This is a genomic window from Acidisarcina polymorpha (assembly GCF_003330725.1).
In the GTDB taxonomy this organism is placed as follows: Bacteria; Acidobacteriota; Terriglobia; order Terriglobales; family Acidobacteriaceae; genus Acidisarcina; species Acidisarcina polymorpha.
This window is the reverse complement of sequence record NZ_CP030840.1, coordinates 5,554,767-5,573,409: the sequence shown is the minus strand read 5'-3', so window position 1 is coordinate 5,573,409 and position 18,643 is coordinate 5,554,767. Positions and strand designations below refer to the sequence as shown.

General features: G+C 58.3%; 17 protein-coding genes. 7 read left to right on the top strand and 10 right to left on the bottom strand.

Annotated elements, in window-relative coordinates; translation table 11 throughout:
• Positions 1-54: 54 nt before the first annotated feature.
• The 4 genes from ACPOL_RS23730 (at position 55) to ACPOL_RS23715 (ending at position 4,564) form a co-directional block, all read left to right on the top strand.
• Positions 55-801 (top strand): ABC transporter ATP-binding protein, encoded by a 747-nt coding sequence (locus ACPOL_RS23730; protein WP_114209247.1) that lies wholly within the window; start codon positions 55-57, stop codon positions 799-801.
• The gene (locus ACPOL_RS23725) at positions 794-1,573 is read left to right on the top strand and encodes an ABC transporter permease (protein WP_114209246.1); all 780 of its coding nucleotides are present in this window, start codon (positions 794-796) and stop codon (positions 1,571-1,573) included. The genes ACPOL_RS23730 and ACPOL_RS23725 overlap by 8 nt, the downstream gene beginning before the upstream one ends.
• A 175-nt stretch (positions 1,574-1,748) precedes the next feature.
• Entirely contained in the window at positions 1,749-2,288 is a 540-nt protein-coding gene (locus ACPOL_RS23720) for a GNAT family N-acetyltransferase (RefSeq protein ID WP_114209245.1), read from the top strand.
• Positions 2,289-2,479: 191 nt separating this feature from the next.
• On the top strand, positions 2,480-4,564 hold the full coding sequence (locus tag ACPOL_RS23715; protein ID WP_414633316.1) for a S9 family peptidase: 2,085 nt from the start codon (positions 2,480-2,482) through the stop codon (positions 4,562-4,564).
• A 27-nt stretch (positions 4,565-4,591) separates the two neighbouring features.
• Here the strand turns inward: ACPOL_RS23715 and ACPOL_RS23710 are convergent, their stop codons facing one another.
• From ACPOL_RS23710 to ACPOL_RS23695, 4 genes are all read right to left on the bottom strand, one after another.
• Complete coding sequence (locus tag ACPOL_RS23710) at positions 4,592-5,482, bottom strand: universal stress protein (protein ID WP_114209244.1); 891 nt, start codon at positions 5,480-5,482, stop codon at positions 4,592-4,594.
• A 90-nt stretch (positions 5,483-5,572) separates the two neighbouring features.
• Positions 5,573-6,595, bottom strand: coding sequence for a zinc-dependent alcohol dehydrogenase (locus ACPOL_RS23705; protein WP_114209243.1), 1,023 nt, complete (start codon positions 6,593-6,595; stop codon positions 5,573-5,575).
• 73 nt (positions 6,596-6,668) lie between these two features.
• Positions 6,669-7,382 (bottom strand): Crp/Fnr family transcriptional regulator, encoded by a 714-nt coding sequence (locus ACPOL_RS23700; protein WP_114209242.1) that lies wholly within the window; start codon positions 7,380-7,382, stop codon positions 6,669-6,671.
• Positions 7,383-7,537: 155 nt separating this feature from the next.
• Positions 7,538-8,503 carry a universal stress protein gene (locus ACPOL_RS23695; protein ID WP_114209241.1) on the bottom strand — a complete coding sequence of 322 codons (966 nt, stop codon included), beginning with the start codon at positions 8,501-8,503 and terminating at the stop codon, positions 7,538-7,540.
• A 165-nt stretch (positions 8,504-8,668) separates the two neighbouring features.
• Between ACPOL_RS23695 and ACPOL_RS23690 the strand changes: the two genes are divergently transcribed.
• The 3 genes from ACPOL_RS23690 to ACPOL_RS23680 all read left to right on the top strand — a co-directional run bounded on the left by ACPOL_RS23690 (position 8,669) and on the right by ACPOL_RS23680 (position 11,838).
• The gene (locus tag ACPOL_RS23690) at positions 8,669-9,724 is read left to right on the top strand and encodes an LLM class flavin-dependent oxidoreductase (protein ID WP_114209240.1); all 1,056 of its coding nucleotides are present in this window, start codon (positions 8,669-8,671) and stop codon (positions 9,722-9,724) included.
• Between the two features lie 27 nt (positions 9,725-9,751).
• Entirely contained in the window at positions 9,752-10,213 is a 462-nt protein-coding gene (locus ACPOL_RS23685; RefSeq protein ID WP_114209239.1) for a DUF1810 domain-containing protein, read from the top strand.
• 293 nt (positions 10,214-10,506) lie between these two features.
• On the top strand, positions 10,507-11,838 hold the full coding sequence (locus ACPOL_RS23680) for an MFS transporter (RefSeq protein WP_114209238.1): 1,332 nt from the start codon (positions 10,507-10,509) through the stop codon (positions 11,836-11,838).
• Positions 11,839-11,962: 124 nt separating this feature from the next.
• Here the strand turns inward: ACPOL_RS23680 and ACPOL_RS23675 are convergent, their stop codons facing one another.
• From ACPOL_RS23675 to ACPOL_RS23650, 6 genes are read right to left on the bottom strand one after another with little or no spacing between them, the layout of a single operon-like run.
• Positions 11,963-13,456 carry an ATP-binding response regulator gene (locus ACPOL_RS23675; RefSeq protein WP_114209237.1) on the bottom strand — a complete coding sequence of 498 codons (1,494 nt, stop codon included), beginning with the start codon at positions 13,454-13,456 and terminating at the stop codon, positions 11,963-11,965.
• Entirely contained in the window at positions 13,453-15,585 is a 2,133-nt protein-coding gene (locus ACPOL_RS23670; protein ID WP_161557534.1) for an ATP-binding protein, read from the bottom strand. Before ACPOL_RS23670 ends, ACPOL_RS23675 begins: the two co-directional genes overlap by 4 nt.
• A 3-nt stretch (positions 15,586-15,588) precedes the next feature.
• Positions 15,589-16,599 (bottom strand): ATP-binding SpoIIE family protein phosphatase, encoded by a 1,011-nt coding sequence (locus tag ACPOL_RS23665; RefSeq protein ID WP_114209236.1) that lies wholly within the window; start codon positions 16,597-16,599, stop codon positions 15,589-15,591.
• Positions 16,599-17,015: an anti-sigma regulatory factor gene (locus tag ACPOL_RS23660; protein ID WP_114209235.1), complete on the bottom strand. Its 417-nt coding sequence runs from the start codon at positions 17,013-17,015 to the stop codon at positions 16,599-16,601. The genes ACPOL_RS23665 and ACPOL_RS23660 overlap by 1 nt, the downstream gene beginning before the upstream one ends.
• Positions 16,984-17,385, bottom strand: a complete 402-nt coding sequence (locus ACPOL_RS23655; protein ID WP_114209234.1) for an STAS domain-containing protein — start codon at positions 17,383-17,385, stop codon at positions 16,984-16,986. The genes ACPOL_RS23660 and ACPOL_RS23655 overlap by 32 nt, the downstream gene beginning before the upstream one ends.
• Positions 17,386-18,267, bottom strand: coding sequence for an STAS domain-containing protein (locus ACPOL_RS23650; RefSeq protein WP_114209233.1), 882 nt, complete (start codon positions 18,265-18,267; stop codon positions 17,386-17,388).
• Positions 18,268-18,643 lie beyond the last annotated feature (376 nt).

Here is an 18,643-nt window from a genome sequence, read left to right as displayed (position 1 = left end):
ATTTTCTTGAGCTACGGGCACTCGGTTCACTCCGTGTACACTCACGGAGAGTGCATGAGCTTTATCGATCAACAGTTGGAATGCAAAGCGGTAGGGCGGGAGTTGCCCGGCGCAGCGAAGACATTGTTATTGGATAACATCAGCTTTGAAGTGCGAAAGGCTGAGGTGCTCGGCGTCTTAGGGCCGAGCGGTGCGGGTAAAAGTACCCTGCTGCGGTTACTCAATCGCTTGGACGAGCCTACCAGCGGCATGATCCTGCTCGATGGTCAGGATTACAGATCGCTGCCACCCCGTGCCCTGCGCCGGCGCGTGGGGATGATCATGCAGCGGGCGTATCTGTTTCCCGGGACAGTCGCCGAGAATGTCCGTTTCGGGCCAATGCAACACGGTCTCACCATCACCGATCGCGAGATTGAAGATCTCCTGGAACAGGTCGGACTAGCTGGCTACGGCGCCCGGGATTCAGCCACGCTCTCTGGTGGAGAGGCGCAGCGGGTTGCAATCACCCGCGCCCTGGCAAATACGCCCGAAGTGCTCCTGCTCGATGAACCGACGTCGGCGCTCGACGAACAAAGTAAACAAGGAGTGGAGACATTGCTCGAATCGCTGATCCGCCGGCGCGGCTTGACCTGTGTCTGGGTTACCCATGACGCTGCCCAGGCTGCTCGCATGGCGGATTCAGTCTTGCTGCTGGAAGCGGGCCGAATCGTCAAGTTTGGTCCGGCGGCTGAAGTCTTGCCGTCGGCTGCCCCCACCACCGCAGCCGACGTCGCGAAAAGTAGGGAGTTGCGAGATGCTTGAGCGCTTCTTTCCCTCTCAATTGGCGCGAGGGATAGCCGAATGTGCCATTGCAGCCTTGCTCTCTTTCATCGTCTTGCTACTGGTTCGCAGGCGAGGAGTGAGCTTGCTCGCCGAGCTGCCGCTCGCTCAGCTGCGCGGCATCGCCCAGATCCTGGCCGTCGGCGCCGTTCTCGAATGGATGCTCCACGGGCCGCAGTGGACCTCGCTGCTGGTATTGATGGGCATGATGCTGGCCGCGGCCAGCATCGTTCGGCGACGTGCCAAGAGTATTCCGCGCGCCTTTACACTCGCGCTGATCTCGATCTTCTCCGGTGCTGGCAGTGTCTTGCTGATAATGACCTTAGTCGGCGTCATTCCTCTGAGGGTAGCCATGATCGTGCCCGTCGGCAGCATGGTGATCGCGCAGACGATGAACATGCAGTCGATCTTCCTGGACCGCCTTCGCGGAGAAGTCACCAGCCACATCGGGGAAATCGAGTCCGCACTGGCGCTCGGCGCATCTCCGGACGTGGCGCTCAGCCGCTACCTTCAGGCCGCCTACCGGGCCAGCCTGATTCCCTCCCTCGATAATGTCAAATCGCTCGGCATCGTCTGGATTCCGGGGATCATGGCCGGTATGGTGCTCTCCGGATCATCGCCGGTATACGCAGCCCTCTACCAGTTCGTTGTGCTCACGACCATCTTCTCCGCGGCTGCCTTGACCTGCCTGGTCTGCAGCTATCTGGTGACCCGGCGGGTGTTCACCATCAACGAACAATTACTGCTGCGATAAGAAGCCGCTTCCTCTCCAAACCGCATGCTCTGCTATCCTGTCCGTGTCGCCGCTCTCTGTCGCCGCTCTTTGTCGCCTATGACTGTCTCCGTCAAGTAACGCTCTCGGTCCAGCGGCCAAACTGCGCCGCTCACCTCGATATAGGTGTGCTTAACAGGAATACGGAGGGGGTTCCTTGCAAATCCCTGATCTTCATACAGCACGGCTTCGGCTGGTCGCGATCACGCCTGCGGTTCTCGACATCCAGGAAAGCTTTCCTAAGGATCTCGGAGCCTTCCTGGACGCTGCCATTCCTCCCAGCTGGCCCAACAGCGATTGGGAGCCCCACGTCTACAGCTTCATGCGCGCGCAATTTCGCAACTACCCCCACACCATCGGCTGGCATCGCTACGTCCTTCTGCGCGAAGGCGATTCCCTGACCCTGATCGGGTCGCTTGGGTCGCATCCTCTTGGCGCCGATGAGGCAGAGATCGGTTACGGCATTCTGGATCCGTGGCAAAACAAGGGTTGCGCGACAGAGGCTGCGCGCACCCTGCTCGGCCATCTGTTTCACTCCGGTCTGCGGCGCATCCGCGCTCAGACCTATCCGCATCTCGCTGCGTCCTTACGAGTCATGCAGAAATGTGGCATGCACCCAGCCGGTCTCGGGGAAGAAGCCGGCGCAGTCTGTTACTCGATCGAACGCGAACAGTTCGTCAGGCTTTCTTCGCCTTGACGCCTTGGAGCTGACTTGACGTCTCTGAGGCTGACGTCCCTACCTCATGGGGAAGGATCCGTGAAAGGCTGAGCCGCCACTTAACTCCCGGCCCATCGCGGACCCGCAGTTCGGGTCAGCGGCCTTGTCTGGCAAAGGAAGGAGTGCGCTAACGGTTTCAACCCCGCGCCTCCTCTGCGATATCCTGATAGATGATGACTGAAACAAATCTGCTCCAGACTGCTCCCCCCGTTGCCCGTGTTGAACGCACCGAAACCACCCTCCACAACCGCACCCTGATCGATGACTATGCGTGGCTGCGGGAGAAAACCAGCCCTGAAGTACTTGCCTATCTGGAGGCAGAAAACGCCTACACCGATTCGGTGATGAAGTCGACCGAACCACTCCGCGAGATCTTGTATGCCGAGATGGTGAGTCATATCAAAGAGACGGACCAGTCGGTGCCCTTCCGTGAAGGGGATTATTTCTACTACTCCCGTACTGAGCAGACTCGGCAGTACCCGATCTACTGCAGGAAAAAGGGTTCGATCGATGCCCCCGAAGAGATCATCCTCGATGTGAACGAGCTTGCCGCAGGCGAGGCCTTCATGGCCATCGGCGGTTTCACGGTGTCGGATGATGGCAACCTGCTCGCTTATTCCACCGACACCACGGGCTTCCGGCAGTACACGCTTCGAGTCAAAGACCTGCGCACCGGCGAGTTGCTTGGGGAGCATGCGGAGCGGGTCGGTTCAATCGAGTGGGCGAACGATAATCGTACCCTCTTTTATACCGTTGAGGATGAAGAGCAGAAGCGCCAGTTTCAACTCTATCGGCATCTGCTGGGCACCAGCCATGACCAGGATGCGCTGGTCTTCGAGGAGACCGACGAGCGCTTCAACATCGGCGCCGGAAAGACCCGGGACGGGAAGTACTTACTGCTCGAATCCGCGAGCCATACGACGAGTGAAGAGCGCTTTCTCTCCGCGGACGACCCTGCTGGCGAATGGCGGCTGATCGCCCCGCGCCAAGACGATATCGAATACTATGCCGACCATCGCAATGGCCTCTTTTACATTCGCACGAACGACAAAGGTCGCAACTTCCGTCTCGTGACCGCACCCGTCGATTCTCTCGAACAAACCAACTGGACAGAAGTGGTCTCCCACCGCGCCGAAGTGATGCTCGAAGATATCGATCTTTTTGCCTCGTTCTATGTTGCCTGCGAGCGCGCGGAGGGCTTGCCGTCGTTGCGTGTAGTCCGGTTCGCGGGTGCGGGTTCCGAGGTTGGAAGTTCTGAAGAGATTCGCTTTCCAGAACCCGTCTATAGCGCGCATCCGCATACCAACCGCGAATTTGACGCTCATAACTATCGTTACAGCTACCAGTCGCTGGTAACTCCTGGGTCGGTATATGAATATGACCTGGCGACCGGCGCATCGACGCTCTTGAAACAGCAGGAAATCCCCGGCGGCTTTGATCGTGAGCTATACGGATCAGAGCGATTCTTCGCGACCGCCAAGGACGGCGCCAAAGTACCCGTGTCACTGGTCTATCGCCGCGACCAGAAAGGGGAAGGAACAAATCCTCTTCATGTATATGGCTACGGATCTTACGGATATTCGCTGCCGATCGGCTTTAACAGTAATCGGCTCAGCCTGCTCGATCGCGGCTTTGTCCTGGCCTACGCTCACATTCGCGGTGGGGGAGACATGGGCAAATCATGGCATGACGACGGCCGGTTGATGAATAAGCAGAACACATTCAGCGATTTCATTGCGGCCTCCGAGGTGCTGCTCGCGCGGGGATACGGCGATCCTCAAAGAGTTTCGGCAGAAGGCGGCAGCGCCGGCGGTCTGCTCATGGGCGCAGTCTCCAACCTGCGCCCTGATCTATTCCGCGCGATCGTGAGCCACGTTCCCTTTGTCGATGTAATGAATACTATGCTCGACGCATCCCTTCCCCTTACTGTTCCCGAATATGAGGAATGGGGAAATCCCAATGAGCCCGCTGCGTTTGAATACATGCTTAGTTACTCCCCCTACGATAACTTGCAGCCGGGGAGTTATCCCGCGATGTTAGTCAAGACTTCCTTAAATGATAGTCAGGTGATGTATTGGGAGCCGGCAAAGTACGTCGCCAAGCTGAGAACACTCAAGCAGAATGACTCGCTGTTGTTGCTCCATATCAACATGAGCGCAGGCCATGGCGGGGCCTCCGGCCGCTATGACTACCTCAAGGAGATCGCGTTCGATTATGCTTTCCTGCTGAAAGAACTAGGTGTCGTTGCCGTCTAGACCGTCACCACTTCCCGCGCGCAACCGTCAGCCGGCGAAGGCGACTTCGCGAATGAATTCGGAACGGGCCGCCTCTCTGCCGGCAGGCACGCATAACACCGGACATGTCACCTTCGAAATCACCTGTAGTACAGTGCTGGAGGAAAAATCCTCATCCGAGAGGACCTTACCAGGGGCTCCGAGGACGAGCAGATCGGCGTGAGCGATACGCGCATAATCGGCAATCAGTTCGTTGGCGTCTCCGGACTTGACGATATGCTCAACCGGCACGGTCCGGAACTCGTTGAACGGCGCCAGCAGGCGTAGTCTTTCCATGCACCGTGAACACTCGTGTTCGCTTCGGCACCGTGCTACATGGAGAGCAGTCAACTGCTTATGCGCCATCTGGTGCGCGCACAACAACGCAGAGATTGAGGCCGCCGAGAAGTCGACAGCCGCGAGTACGTTTCGCCAACTTCCTGCACAGGCCAACGAAGAGTCGGCATCCGGCGGTACGGCGAGAATCGGACACGGGGCCTTGCCGAGCAGTTGGCGCACCACGGTGCCCAGGGCCGCTCTTCCCGCCTCCGTCTTCGCTTTCGTTCCCAGCACTAGCAAGTCGACGCGATAATCTTTGATCGCCTGCAGTATCCGCTCATAAACCATCCCTGTCTCGATGACAGAGTGAATCGGAATGCCATGACGGCGGGTCTCTTCTTCGATCCTCTGTAATTCCTCGCGGGCCGCCTGGTTGGCATCGATGAAAGCAGGCGCGCCTTCTGGAAAGGCATAGCCGACCGGGTCGATGACATGGATGACCACCAGCGTCCCCGCCTCTTGGCGAGCCACTGCCTGGGCATATCGCAACGCGGACGAAGCCGTTTCGCTTAGATCCGTAGCAACGGCGATGGTTTTGAACTTCAGGCCTGTGGTGTTCATCACGGGGTCTCCTCCTTCATTAATATGATCGGAAAGAGAGCAGACGGCTGTGATAGAGGTCACTCACCTCGCGTATCGACAGAGGATGGATCACATGGTGAGGACGATACGGCCTTCAGCTTGCCCGGCTCGCAATCGATCGAGTGCGTCGTTCACCGTCAAAAGAGGCTGAGTAGTGATTGGAGAGCGAATCGTCGTTTCTGCGCAAAGCGCAAGCGCCTCGTGAAGATCTTCGCGAGTGCCGACAAGAGAGCCCCGAATGGTAAGTCCCTTCATAACGACATCAAAGATCGGCGCAGGAAAGTCACCTGGAGGTAAGCCCACGAAGACGCAGGTGCCCTTGCGGCGCGTCATGCCGATTGCTTGGTGAAATGCAGTCGCCGATACCGCGGTGACCACCACGCCGTGAGCGCCCCCGACTTGTGACTGCACCAGCTGCGCGACATCCTGCTCTTTGGCATCGAGGGTGATTTCAGCCCCGAGGTCTTTGGCGCGCCACAGCTTTTGCGGGTCGATGTCAACAGCAATCACATGCAAGCCCATGTGAACGGCATATTGGATGGCCAGCTGTCCGAGGCCGCCAACGCCGGAGATGGCGACCCACTGCCCGGCAGTCGCTTCCGTTTCCTTAAGCGCCTTCCAACTGGTGAGCCCCGCACAAAGAATGGGAGCTGCTTCCGCGTCGGACAAACAAGCCGGGATATGGCCAACATAGGCAGCGGGAGCCAGCGCATATTCGGCAAAGCTGCCATTGGCGGAGTAGCCGCCATAACTAGCCCGCGGACAGAGAGATTCCCATCCCATCAGACACCATTCGCATTCCCCGCAGGTGGCGCGAAGCCAGGGCAGTCCAACTCGATCGCCTTCTTTAACTCCACGAACCAGGCGGCCTGTCTTCGCCACGACGCCAACACCTTCGTGGCCGGGGATGAACGGCAGCATAGCCTTGACCGGCCAGTCACCATCGATTGCATGGATATCGGTGTGACAAACTCCGGTGGCGCGAATCTGTACCAGGACCTCACCGTCTTTGGGATCGGCGAAGTCGACCTGCTCCAGAGATAGAGGCTTCCTGAATTCTCGCGCAACTGCACCCAATCCAATGACGGACATGGAAGATCTCCATTGCCAGTACTTCGGAAATCATGAGTCGAGCAAGTGGTCTGGAGTCGTTCTTTGACGACGTTTACCCTGCCAGTTTGCTGAGACCCGGAGAATTGATAATGGTAAGAGACGAACCGCGACGAACAATAAGTTGGTCGCGTTCAAACTGATTGAGAAGACGGGTGACGGTCTCGCGTGAGGTCCCGGCCATGTTGCCGAGTTCTTCATGAGTGAGCGCCATGGTAAACCGCAACTCGGGCTTGCCGCACGCTGCCGTGTTCGCCCACTCCACTAGCAGTTGCGCCAGTCTACCGGCAGCAGATCCTGAAATCGCCAGACGGCGAGCGTCCAGAAAAACCTCGTGATACTCCTTCGCCAGCGACCTCGCGGCCTTCTCCCCGACCTCCGCGTGCTCTTCGAGAAAGTGAAGAAATTCTTGACGGTGTACGCTCTTGAGAGCGGACGGCCCGATACTCTCTGCGGTAACTTCATGGGCGATATTGTTTAGAGTCGCGCTAAGTCCTAGGACGTCGCCCGGACCGGCGATCCGTAAAATCATCGTCCGGCCTTCTTTCGAGGTGGTTGAAAGCTTTACCTGGCCAGAGCAAATGACAAACACTCCATTTGCCTGCTGGCTCTCCTCAAACAAAATGGTTCGCGCGGGTACGGTGAAATGAGTGCCAATCTGATCAAAACTCCGTAAAGCCTCCTGGTTGAGGTTGCAGAAGAGGCGGAGCGATCGCTGGTCGCAATCCGTGCAGTTCTCGATGTGCGGTCTCGAGCTGAACGACGTCATAAGGGCCCTCGTCCAGAGGTGTTCCAATTATCCTCCTTCGAAGAGTATTGAGCTAGCAGAAACTATACGGCTGTTTTTGTAGCCGCATAGCTTCCGCATTGGTCTACTTATCGCTCGCTCCGCTTGCTCGGCGGTCCTTAGTAAGCTTGAATTCTTCAAGCGAGGACTGTCGCCGCGGGAGCATGCGTGGCTTCGTCGGCGATAGTTTCCGTCGCTACGGCTCGGGACACGTGCCGAATGGTCAACACCGGGCATGTCGCCGATGCAAGCACTTTGTACGCCGTCGCATCCTTGAATGACCAGAAAGGATAGTCGCCGTCGACGCCAAGAACGATCCAGTCCGCCTTACTCGTTGCGGCGGTAGTCAGGATCTCGTCTACCAGACTTCCACAAGTCGCAATGGTCTGCACTGGCGGAGTCAGCTCTGCACCTTTAGGAATGAGCGCCTCAAGCGCGTGCCGGGCCCAGGTAAGAGTGCGTTCCGAGTTATGTGCCCGTCCCACGTCAGGACTCATGACATGCAGCAAGGTGAGTTCCGCATGATACGTGCGCGCGAGTTCCGTCGAGATTGCGATCGATCGATTGTCCTGGCCAACCAGCGAAACCGGATGCAGGATCCGGTGCGGGTTTGCCTGCACCGAGGGCGTCAGCGCATGCGGACCAATGGTGAAGATCGGAACGTCGACCATCTTCAGCAATTCCTTGGCGACCGATCCGAGGGCAAACTGGCCCCATTTGCCGCGGCCATGTGTGCCCATGATCAGCCGCGTGGCGCCGATTCTGCTTAACTCCTCGCGAATGACATCCGATGCAAAACCATGTTTCACCTCCACATCGCAGGAGATGCCATGTGCGCGGATCTGATGCGCCATGTGCAACAGGATAGTCTGGGCCTCCCGGTCAATTGAGTCCCTTTCCGGGTACGGAGTCGCGCCGGCTTCCAGCGGGAAGGAGTTCAACGGAACGATGGCGTGAATCAGGGTTACGTGCGCATGGTTGGCTAAAGCCTGCCCAACCACATGCGGGACGAGAAAGTCGCAATCGGTGAGATCGGTGGCGACGAGGATCCGGCTAGGATTAGCCATAGCCGCTAGCGTGGCGAGTTCGGAAGAGTTTTTCATGGGTCACTTCCTCCAGTCGTATTCAGTATCAATTCGAACTGGAACCGCGTCAGTGACCGTTGTCACACCCGACCCTTACTCCCCCTACTCCTGGGCGGCCGCTTCTTTCCCGGTTGCCTCCGCATCGAATGATAGGAAGAGTTTTAGATGGGGAGTAGTGAAACAATGGCCGATTTGAAGCTTTCAGTGCTCGATCAATCACCGGTTTCGTCAGGCTCGACGCCGGCAGATGCGCTCCAGAACACGATCGACTTGGCGCGAAACGCAGATGCGCTCGGCTTCCATCGCTACTGGATTGCCGAACATCATGCCATGGATGTGCTCGCGAGCCCGGCGCCGGAGCTGTTGCTGGCCCGGGTCGGCAGTGAGACCTCCCGCATCCGCCTGGGATCAGGCGGAATCATGCTGCCCCATTACAGCGCCTTCAAAGTGGCTGAGACCTTCCGTGTGCTGCATGCGTTATATCCAGGGCGCATCGACTTGGGCATTGGCCGCGCGCCCGGAGGAAGCCCACTGGAATCCTATGCGCTGCGCCGCAACCGAAAAGAGCCCCTGGACGACTTTCCTGAGCAGCTGACAGAGCTGCTGGCATTCCTGCACAAGGATTTTCCCGCCGAGCATCGGTTCAGCAAGATCCATCTCTCGCCGGACATGCCCGGAACTCCGGAGGTGTGGTTACTGGGATCGAGCCTGTGGAGCGCCGAGGCCGCTGCCCAGTTCGGCCTGCCCTATAACTTCGCCCACTTCATCGATCCCAACCGGACTCGAGAAGCCATCACCGCCTATCGAGAAAGCTTTCGTCCCTCCGACTTCGGATCGTATCCCCAGGCGATGCTCGCAATGGGCGTTATCTGCGCGGAGACCGAGTCCGAAGCGGAGCGCCTGGCAAGTAGCGCCCGGCTGCTCTTCCGTCGCATCCGCCAGGGAGACTTGCGGACCGTTGCTCCGCCCGAGGAGGCGGTCGCTGAACTCGCCACCATTCCGGAAGCAGTCTTTCGGCAATGGTTCCCGGAGGGTGAGGAGTGGCCGCGCTACGCCGTTGGTACCCCGAGCTCGGTTCGCAGGCAGCTGACAGCAATGGCCGAGGCTCTTGGTATTGACGAGATCATGGTAGTCACGATCGTTCACGACCATAACGCACGAGTCCGCTCTTATGAGCTCCTGGCCGAGGCCTTCGACCTGGAAGGCGAGATGCTCTCGGCTACCCGGCAGGCCGTTTAGCACACTTCTGGGATGAGGGCCCATTTCATGGCAGATCGAGAAGTTCTTCACCAAGACACGTTTAACCTGCAGCGCTTTATCGATGCCCAGCAATCCACTTATGAGCAAGCCCGGTCCGAACTAAAAGCCGGACAAAAGCGCTCGCACTGGATGTGGTACATCTTTCCGCAAATTGCCGGCCTCGGCTTCAGTTCCACCGCTGCGCGCTATGCAATCAGCGGGCTTCAAGAGGCTGCAGCCTACCTCGCACATCCCGTCTTAGGGCCGCGCTTGCGCGAGTGTACGGCAATTGTGAATGGCATCCAGAACCGCTCGATCGAGGATATCTTCGGGTATCCGGACCATCTGAAGTTTCGATCCTCAGTCACCTTGTTTCAGCAGGCCCAGACACAAAGGCGCGAAGCGCAACAAGATGTGTTCTCCGATGCGTTGGCAAAATACTTCCAGGGACAACCCGACCGGGCGACCCTCGAGCTGCTACGCCTCTAGCTTTCAACCAGGAGCTGCGCGGCTGGTTTTCTGCACCGTCTCGCAATTGGAGCCCGACCCCCTGAAAACCGTGCGGATGTGTGACCCTCCCCCGGAACTCTGACCACCCGCTCTCAGTGCATCGAATTGAGAGGGGGATGACGTCTAATCATGCAGATGAATTCATCTCTGCGACAGAGCCGATCGCGTTTAAGAGCGTTGCGCCCGTTCTGGACAAGCGACGCTTCGCTGTTCCCGGCGCAGGCGCAAACCAGCACCGGTCTTCAAGCCGCCCGCCACAGTGACTTCGGCGAATGGTAGAACAGGCGGCACAACCCTCGACCACCCTGTTCGGCCGCTACTCTCACGCCTGGCGAGCACTTCGTCACAGCAACTTCCGGCTCTTCTTCGCCGGTCAAAGCATCTCGCTGATTGGTACCTGGATGACCCGGGTGGCAACCAGCTGGCTAGTCTATCGCCTTACTGGTTCGGCGCTCTTGTTAGGCATCGTCGGCTTCGCTGGCCAGATCCCCACATTTCTGCTGGCTCCGTTTGCCGGTGTCCTAGTCGATCGCCTCGAGCGCCGAAACCTTCTGGTCTGGACCCAGGCGCTGGCCGCCGTGCAGTCGCTCGCCATGGCGGCGTTGACCCTGGCCAAGGTCATTACCGTTCCCGAGATCATCGCGCTGAGCTCCCTGCAGGGCCTCATCAACGCCTTCGACATGCCCGGGCGGCAATCGTTCCTCATCCAGATGGTGGAGGACAAACAAGACCTCGGCAACGCCATCGCCCTCAATTCCTCCATGGTCAACATGGCGCGTCTGGTTGGGCCCGCCATCGCCGGTGTCGTCATTGGAGCAGTAGGCGAGGGCTACTGCTTTGCCATCGATGGAATCAGCTATCTCGCCGTCATTCTCTCCCTGCTCCTGATGCGTATCGCAGCGGCGCCGGCCAGGCGCGCCATCGGTTCGACGATCGACCAGCTCAAGGAAGGCTGGTCGTATGTCACCACCTTTCGTCCCATTCGCACCATCCTCACGCTCTTCGCTCTCGTCAGCTTGATGGGCATGCCGTTCATGGTGCTGATGCCCATCTTCGCGTCGCAGGTCTTTCATGGCGGCCCTCACACCTTGGGATATTTGATGGGCGCGTCAGGCGTAGGCGCTCTGGTCTCGGCGATCTCGCTGGCTCTGCGCAAGTCGGTCCGCGGTCTGACCACGATGATTCAGCTCAGTGCGGCGTTGTTTGGCGCAGGACTCATCCTCTTCGGGCTTTCCCGGAATCTGATCGTCTCGCTCCTGCTGATGCTGGTCGTTGGCTTCGGCATGATGCAAGGTCTCGCGGCCAGCAACACCGTGATTCAGACACTCGTCCCGGAAGACAAGCGCGGCCGGGTCATGAGCTACTACACCATGGCCTTCGTCGGCATGGCGCCATTCGGAAGTCTGCTGGCGGGCGCGCTCGCGCACCGCTTTGGCGCGCCCCACACCGTCATCATTACCGGCTCATTCTGCATTGCTGGGGCGATCTGGTTCACGACTGAGCTGAAAGCAGTGCGTGCGGTCATGCGGCCGATCTATGTGGAAATGGGAATCGTCAAGCAGCCACTCGAGCAAGCCGTCGAAGAAAGCGCGGGCACCCGCTAGTCTCGAAGCTCAAGAATTCGTGAGACATCTTCCGGTCGTCCTGAAAACTTCCCGGTCATCCTGAAAACTTCCTGTCATCCTGAGCGAAGCGAAGGATCTGCGATTCCATCAATTCGCGCTACGTCTACACTGCCCGCGGAATAAGCGCCTCGATCACCGCTGGCACGTCGTCGATGTCTGCGGATTTTCGCAGCCTGCACGGCAGCACAACCGACATGGACGTCCCCGAGTGAGAGCGCTCAATCGAGCTGCGGACCCGCAGCCGCCCGCCATGTTCGTGGATGATCGACGAACTTAGCCACAGCCCGACACCGGATCCCTTCAAAGCCTTGGTCGTGAAAAAAGCGTCGAAGATGCGGCCCAGATGTTGCGGCGCGATGCCAACCCCGTGGTCCGCGATGGTCACCCGCACGGCGGGGTCGGCGAGGTTGCGCCGCAGTCCGCTGGGAGAAATATTGATCCGGATTTCGCTATTCGGAAACGACGCCTCCACCGCATTGCGGATCAGATTAGAGAAAACCTGCCGCAATTGTGCGGGAAAGCCTTCGATCATCTGCGCCCCGCGGGCGGTCTTTCGAATGCGCAGGTTCTTGTCCACAATGGCTCGGTTGTTCAGAGCGAGAACGTCGTCGATCAGTTCCGCGATATCAATCTCGATCGGCGAAAAAGACTCGCGGTTGAATGAAAGAATCTGGCGCGCGATGCGGGAGACGCGGGCGACCTCTGAGGCCGCGGAATCGATGTACTGCTGCGCCGCCTCACGATCGTCAAGCGAAGTCTGGACCAGATAGACCAGGTTGGTGATCGCCTCCAGCGGGTTGTTGATTTCGTGTGCGATGGTGTGCGCCATGCGGCCGGTAGCCGCCAGGCGTTCACTGATGAGGATCGCTTGTTCTGCTAGTTTTTGCTGGGTCGTATCGGCAACGATGAAAATGCTCCCCGCGGACGCCTCATCGGCGATGATCGGGTTAAGGCTCAAACGAAAAAATCGGTCCCCCGACTGGACCTCCTTCGAGACCCGCTCGCTGGTAAGCGACACGAACAGACCAAAGCAATCCCAGATGAGTTCGCTGCAGGTCCGGTTTTCCAGCTCGCCATACGCCTTGCCCAGAATTTCTGTCATGGCGCGATTACAACGCTGAACAATACCGGCAGAGTTAACTAGGGCTACGCCTTCATTCAAGGCATCGAAGGTGGATTGCCATTGTTTAGCCGCGAGTTGGGCGCTCGATTCAGCCCGATGGAGCCGCACCAGCGACTTCACCGTAGCCACCAGCACCACCGGGTCGGCAGGTTGGATCAGATAAGAATCGGCGCCGCTCTCCAAAGCGTAAAGCTTGCTCTCATTGGTCAGAAAGGACGACGAAAGCTGGAGCACGGGAATGTGTTTCGTCTGCGCATTCGCCTTAATACGGCGGCACACTTCATAGCCGAGAATATCGGGCAGCTTGACATCCAGAATAATCACCGCTGGTAGCAGGCGGGAGAGTTCCAGCGCCTCCTTACCAGTGGCCGCCTCGATCACTTGAAAGCCCGCTCGTTTGAGGGCATGAGCAGTGGTGTAGCGGTTGGCAGCACGGTCATCGACGATCAGGACCGCGTTTTCTTCCGTGATCACTGCCCGATTCCTGCCGACGCGAGCACCTCTTTCAGCTTTCTCGTACCGTCGTCGCTGCTGAACTCTTGTTTGGGATAGAAGATCGCGCCAAACCCTATGAGGTCATCCAACTCGCGAGTGGACAACTCCTTCGACGTATGAACGATGACCGGGATAGCCCCGGCAGCGGGCATGCGCCTCAATTCCCGAAGTACCTCGAAGCCGGTCAAGTCGGGCATGACAATGTCGAGAAACATGCCATTCAATTTGCTTGTGCCTACGATCCGGATGGCTTCCCTCCCATTTCTCGCTTCCACGACGTTATAGCCAAGTCTCCCAAGCGCGTCCCCGAGCAGATAACGAGTGATCTCGTCGTCGTCGGCAAGCAGGACGGTGTCAGGAGACTCCTCACCGAGCAGCTCCCGGAAAGTATTGGCCAACCTGAAAGAAGAGATGGGTTTAACTAGAAAGCGGTTGGCTCCCGCGGCCAATACTGCCCTTTCATCGTCGACCACGCTGATGACGACGATGGGACCGGTGTAGCCGCGTGTTCTTAATTCCTGAATGAAAAACAGGCAGTCCAGCCCCTCGATGAAACGATCGAGAGCGATGATCGAAGGCTTGTTCAGTTTCAATACAGCCCGGGCTTCCGGGATATTCTGCGCGAAGAGCAGATGATAGTTGGTCGTCTTTAACGAGGACTCGTAGACAAACCTCGCCTCCCGGTTGTCCTCGACAAAAAGAATGCACGGACCAGTTGCAGGGGAGACCAAATCCGGGACCTCAGTCAACGGCTCCTGTTCCTTGCCATAACGAATCGGCAGGCTCACATGGAACGTCGAACCGGCGCCGAATTGGCTCTCCACCCCGATCGTCCCCCCCAGTAGCTCCGTCAACCGCTTCGAGAGCGGAAGTCCAAGGCCGGTACCTTTGACTCTTGTCTGCAAGTCGTTCTCGATCTGCACGAACTCCTGAAAGATCCTTCCTTGGTCCTCTGGAGCTATGCCGATGCCCGTGTCGGCAACCTGAAAGAGGATCGTCTCCTCATCGGCCAAGCTGGCGGACACTCGGACATAGCCGATCCTCGTGAATTTCAAAGCGTTGGAGATCAGGTTGCGAAGGACCTGCGAGAGCTTCCCCTCATCGGTGTAGAGCGGCGGCAAATCCGGTTCGGCATCGAAAATCAGCTCCACGGTGTTGCCCGTCAAGAGCGGCTTCAACATGCCGCGCAAAGCGCCCAGCAGGTCCGGAACCTCGAAATGCCTGGGCTTGATGTCGATCTTGCCCGCTTCCACCTTGGCTATATCAAGTAAATCGTTCACCAGTTCGGTGAGTTCGGCGGCGGATTTATGGATATAGTGGACCTGCTTTGCCTGCTCGCTCGACAAGTCTCCATCGACGCGCCCGATCAGCATCTGGCATAAGGACGTGATCGAGTTCAGCGGTGTGCGGAATTCGTGCGACAGGTTGGAGAGAAAGCTGGTCTTCAAGTCGGAGACTCGCCGCACGTCCTCCGCGTTTTGATCGAGTTCCGCATAAAGCGCCACGACTCCGCGATTGGTGTCTTCCAGCTCGCGGTTCAAGGCCACCAGTTGCTCCTGCTTCTCGCGAAGGTCGGCGAGGGTCTTGAGCAGCTCCTGATTCTGGCGTTCAATCTCTTCGAATGGATCGCTTGCTTCAACTCTGCCCAGCTCGGCAGCGAGACGCCGGGCGCGTTCGGCAGTGATTTGAGGCGCGGTACCTGGTAAGAGCTTGCCGGCGCGCACGCAGGTTCCATGCCCGGAAGTCTCAATCTCAAACTCGTCCATTAACTTCTTCGTGCCGATAATGCCTCTCCCCAGGCCGCTGTGGGAGACATACTTTCCGTCTAGAATCTCCCGCAGGTTCTTGATGCCCGGTCCCGAGTCGCTGACCGAGACATACAAGCTCTGAGGGGAATTCACGCCGACCGAAAACTCGACCAGGCCATTCACGGCATAACGGAAGGCATTGCGCGCCAATTCGGAGGTCGCCGTCGCGAGCCGGATCTGCTCCTGGTGCTCGAAGCCCAGCAGCGCGGCGATCTCGCGGGCCCGCTGGCGCGCCTGGACCACGTGCCGTTCGTGTCGGAGGCGAAGTGTCAGGATAGGAAACGCCTGCGGGTCGTTCATCGCCTAAATCCGCGAAACCAGGATTGTTGCGTCATCCCGATGACGGCAGAAGTCACGGAAGAGCACACCTGCCGTAAGAGCCGGATGGCGCGATGCCAGCCCTGGGTACTGTTCTACATTCCATCGCGTCGCAAGTCCATCGGAATGCATGATTAACGCCGATTCTTCCTCCCAGGAGTAAGCAAACTGCTGAATCTTGGCGACCGAGTGACCAACCGTCCCATTCATCGATACCAGATTCTTGGTTTTCCTGACGGAAGCGACAGCGGCGACAATGTTGCCCGCGCCGGCGTAGTTCACCACCCGCTCGTCATGGAGCACCTCGGCAACCGAAACCGCGGCCCCCCGGGTCTTCCCAAGCGCGCCGTGGATCTCGCTCAAGATCTGTGTAGGCGAGTCGGATGCGGTTAGGTGGAAGACGCGAATGGCCTCCTGCGCAGCCTCCGCGGCCGCCGCTCCATGCCCTAATCCATCGGCTACTATATAGACGCTGCGCCCGGGGGCCCGGTCGACGCTCCAGGCGTCGCCGCAGACCGTCTCTCCGGGATACGGCAGGACAATCGCGCTGACACCGTAAGCAGGCAACTCGCTTTCCATGTCGTGGGCCGTCCGCAGCACCCGGGCGAACACCGCTGTCCCGTGCATTGGCGTCGAATAGATGTGAAAGCAGCCCGCCAGCCGCGACATCGCCCCCAGGCCGTTCCCCGGCGTCCCCGCAGTGGAAAAACCATCTTCCAGCGCAGAAGCTATATCTCGTATTCCCCTGCCTTTGTCCAGGGCGTGCATGTCAATCCCCGAGATATTGCCCTGCCTCCAGGGCGAGAGCAGGATTTCACCACCACCGCCGTGAGCAGCCACGTTGCGCGCAGCCTCAGTGACAATAATGGCAAGCTGCCCCTGCCGGAGGTCGTCGAACTCCATGATTGCGGCAAGTGACAAGGCCTGACGGCGGGCATTACCGGTCTGGCTTAGATCGGTTTCGCTGATTGGGATCTTCCGCGTCAAGTGGTTCATCACTTCCACCGAACGGTAGTAATCGTGGTGCCCACGCCAGGAGCCGTCTCGATCTCAAACTCGTTCATCAGCCGTTTGCTCCCACCCAGGCCAAGGCCCATCCCCGAGCCGGAGGTATACCCGTCCCTCAACGCCAGGGCCACATCCGGGATGCCCGGCCCCTGGTCGGAAAAGCGAAGCCGAATCCCACGCCGCGACCCATTAATCAGCAGCGCCAATTCAAGGCTTCCCCCTCCCCCATGCTCCAGCGTATTCCGGCCCAGTTCGCTGGCCGCAGTCACGATCTTAGTCTGCTCCACCAGACTGAATTTCATCTCGGTCGTCCAAACCCGCACCCGCTGCCGAACCACCACTACATCGGAGGAAGTCTGGATAGGGACCGTTTCAGTCTTCTGTACTGTCCCCGTAAAAATCATCCCTCTCCTCGTGGTTTGCGACCGCGTCCCGCAGATATTCCATCCCGGACTCCACATTTAGAGCAGTGCGTATGCCAGGCAGGGACATCCCCAATTCCACCAAAGTGATCGCCACAGCAGGCTGCATGCCGACGACCACCGTCTCCGCATCCAGGACCTTCGCCATCGACGCGATATTCGCCAGCGTCCTTCCTATAAAGGAATCGACGATCTCTAGCGAAGAAATGTCGATGAGCACGCCCTTCGCACTCACCTCGCTGATCCGATTGGTCAAGTCGTCTTGCAGGGTCAACGCCAGCTTATCGTGCATATCTACCTGGATCGTGACCAGCAGATAGTTCCCCATCCGCAAAATCGGAATACGTTCCATTTAGATCCCCCGCGAATTGGTGAGAGACGATTCAGTGGTCTTTTCCATCCGCACCACCTTCCGCCCGCTGCGTTCAAGCGCCAGGCGGAACGCATCGGAGAGCTTCGACTTGGTGATCACGTCTTCCAGGTTGATTCCCAGGTGGACGATGGTTTGCGCAATTTGCGGGCGTATACCACTCAGAATGCATTCAGCGCCCATCAAACGCGCCGCCGTGATGGTCTTCAGGAGGTGTTGGGCGACCAGCGTATCAACTGTCGGTACACCAGTAATGTCGATGATCGCGAACCGGGAGTTGGTGCTCACGATGGCCTGTAGCAGCGATTCCATGACCACCTGGGTGCGGGCGCTATCTAAAGTTCCTATGAGCGGGAGGGCCACAATCCCGTCCCACAGCGTGACCACCGGCGTCGAAAGCTCCAGCATCTCTTCCTGCTGACGGGTGATCACCTGGTCCCGCCCATGGATGTAGCTGTCGGTTGTGAACAGGGCGAGCTTATCGACAAACTCGTTGGCGACGGAAATCTCCTCGAAGGCCTCATCGGTATTCCCGCCTGCGCTCTGACGCGCTAGCGAAAAGAGCGATGGCTTTATCGAGACCACAAACACCGCCGTCTCCGACGGAGTGAACCCCAGGCTCGCGCGCGAAATTGAAAGATTCGCCAGCATCTCCTTCAATGGCTCCCAGCCTGCACCATTGAAGTCCTCAAGAGTGGTTGACGGCGGGACATTCACGATCGCCGACAGCAGCTCCGCCGCCTCAACCTCCAACTCCCGGCTGCCAATCAGATCTCTACGCCGGGTGGCCGTTTTTAACCGTTGTACCCAGTCATTCAGGACGGATTCCTGATTCTGTTGAATCGCACTTAAGAGCTTGCTCATACGTCTCCTGTCGGGCACACCGTCTGCAATCCTTCGATGGAAGCAAAAGCGATTGTAGCAAAGGCCTTATGCTTCTAAGTCTTGCACGAAAGAGTCCAGCCGCCGGGATTCGCCCGGCTGGTCCACCCCAGACAGCCGGCGCTTGCAAGCACTAAAGTTTGAGCTGTCAAATAGCTTCGATCGAGTCGAAAGACTCGGTTCTTCGTTGATCCCCGCCCAAAAGGATGCAATTTGAAGCTGGTAGACACGTCGCGAATGCCTCCTGAGTCATTCAAGACGTGATCTAACCCAATCTAAAGGTGGTCTAAATTGAGTTATGTACACGCAACTAGGCTGACCTTATAATTGCGGGGGATTTTAAAGATCAAAAGAGTAG

What these genes read in the sequence shown, in the direction of transcription:
- ACPOL_RS23730 (WP_114209247.1), top strand. Translation starts at nt 55, where the DNA reads ATGAGCTTTATCGATCAACAGTTGGAATGCAAAGCGGTAGGGCGGGAG.
- ACPOL_RS23725 (WP_114209246.1), top strand. Translation starts at nt 794, where the DNA reads ATGCTTGAGCGCTTCTTTCCCTCTCAATTGGCGCGAGGGATAGCCGAA.
- ACPOL_RS23715 (WP_414633316.1), top strand. Translation starts at nt 2,480, where the DNA reads ATGATGACTGAAACAAATCTGCTCCAGACTGCTCCCCCCGTTGCCCGT.
- ACPOL_RS23710 (WP_114209244.1), bottom strand. Translation starts at nt 5,482, where the DNA reads ATGAACACCACAGGCCTGAAGTTCAAAACCATCGCCGTTGCTACGGAT.
- ACPOL_RS23705 (WP_114209243.1), bottom strand. Translation starts at nt 6,595, where the DNA reads ATGTCCGTCATTGGATTGGGTGCAGTTGCGCGAGAATTCAGGAAGCCT.
- ACPOL_RS23700 (WP_114209242.1), bottom strand. Translation starts at nt 7,382, where the DNA reads ATGACGTCGTTCAGCTCGAGACCGCACATCGAGAACTGCACGGATTGC.
- ACPOL_RS23695 (WP_114209241.1), bottom strand. Translation starts at nt 8,503, where the DNA reads ATGAAAAACTCTTCCGAACTCGCCACGCTAGCGGCTATGGCTAATCCT.
- ACPOL_RS23690 (WP_114209240.1), top strand. Translation starts at nt 8,669, where the DNA reads ATGGCCGATTTGAAGCTTTCAGTGCTCGATCAATCACCGGTTTCGTCA.
- ACPOL_RS23685 (WP_114209239.1), top strand. Translation starts at nt 9,752, where the DNA reads ATGGCAGATCGAGAAGTTCTTCACCAAGACACGTTTAACCTGCAGCGC.
- ACPOL_RS23680 (WP_114209238.1), top strand. Translation starts at nt 10,507, where the DNA reads ATGGTAGAACAGGCGGCACAACCCTCGACCACCCTGTTCGGCCGCTAC.
- ACPOL_RS23670 (WP_161557534.1), bottom strand. Translation starts at nt 15,585, where the DNA reads ATGAACGACCCGCAGGCGTTTCCTATCCTGACACTTCGCCTCCGACAC.
- ACPOL_RS23665 (WP_114209236.1), bottom strand. Translation starts at nt 16,599, where the DNA reads ATGAACCACTTGACGCGGAAGATCCCAATCAGCGAAACCGATCTAAGC.
- ACPOL_RS23660 (WP_114209235.1), bottom strand. Translation starts at nt 17,015, where the DNA reads ATGATTTTTACGGGGACAGTACAGAAGACTGAAACGGTCCCTATCCAG.
- ACPOL_RS23655 (WP_114209234.1), bottom strand. Translation starts at nt 17,385, where the DNA reads ATGGAACGTATTCCGATTTTGCGGATGGGGAACTATCTGCTGGTCACG.
- ACPOL_RS23650 (WP_114209233.1), bottom strand. Translation starts at nt 18,267, where the DNA reads ATGAGCAAGCTCTTAAGTGCGATTCAACAGAATCAGGAATCCGTCCTG.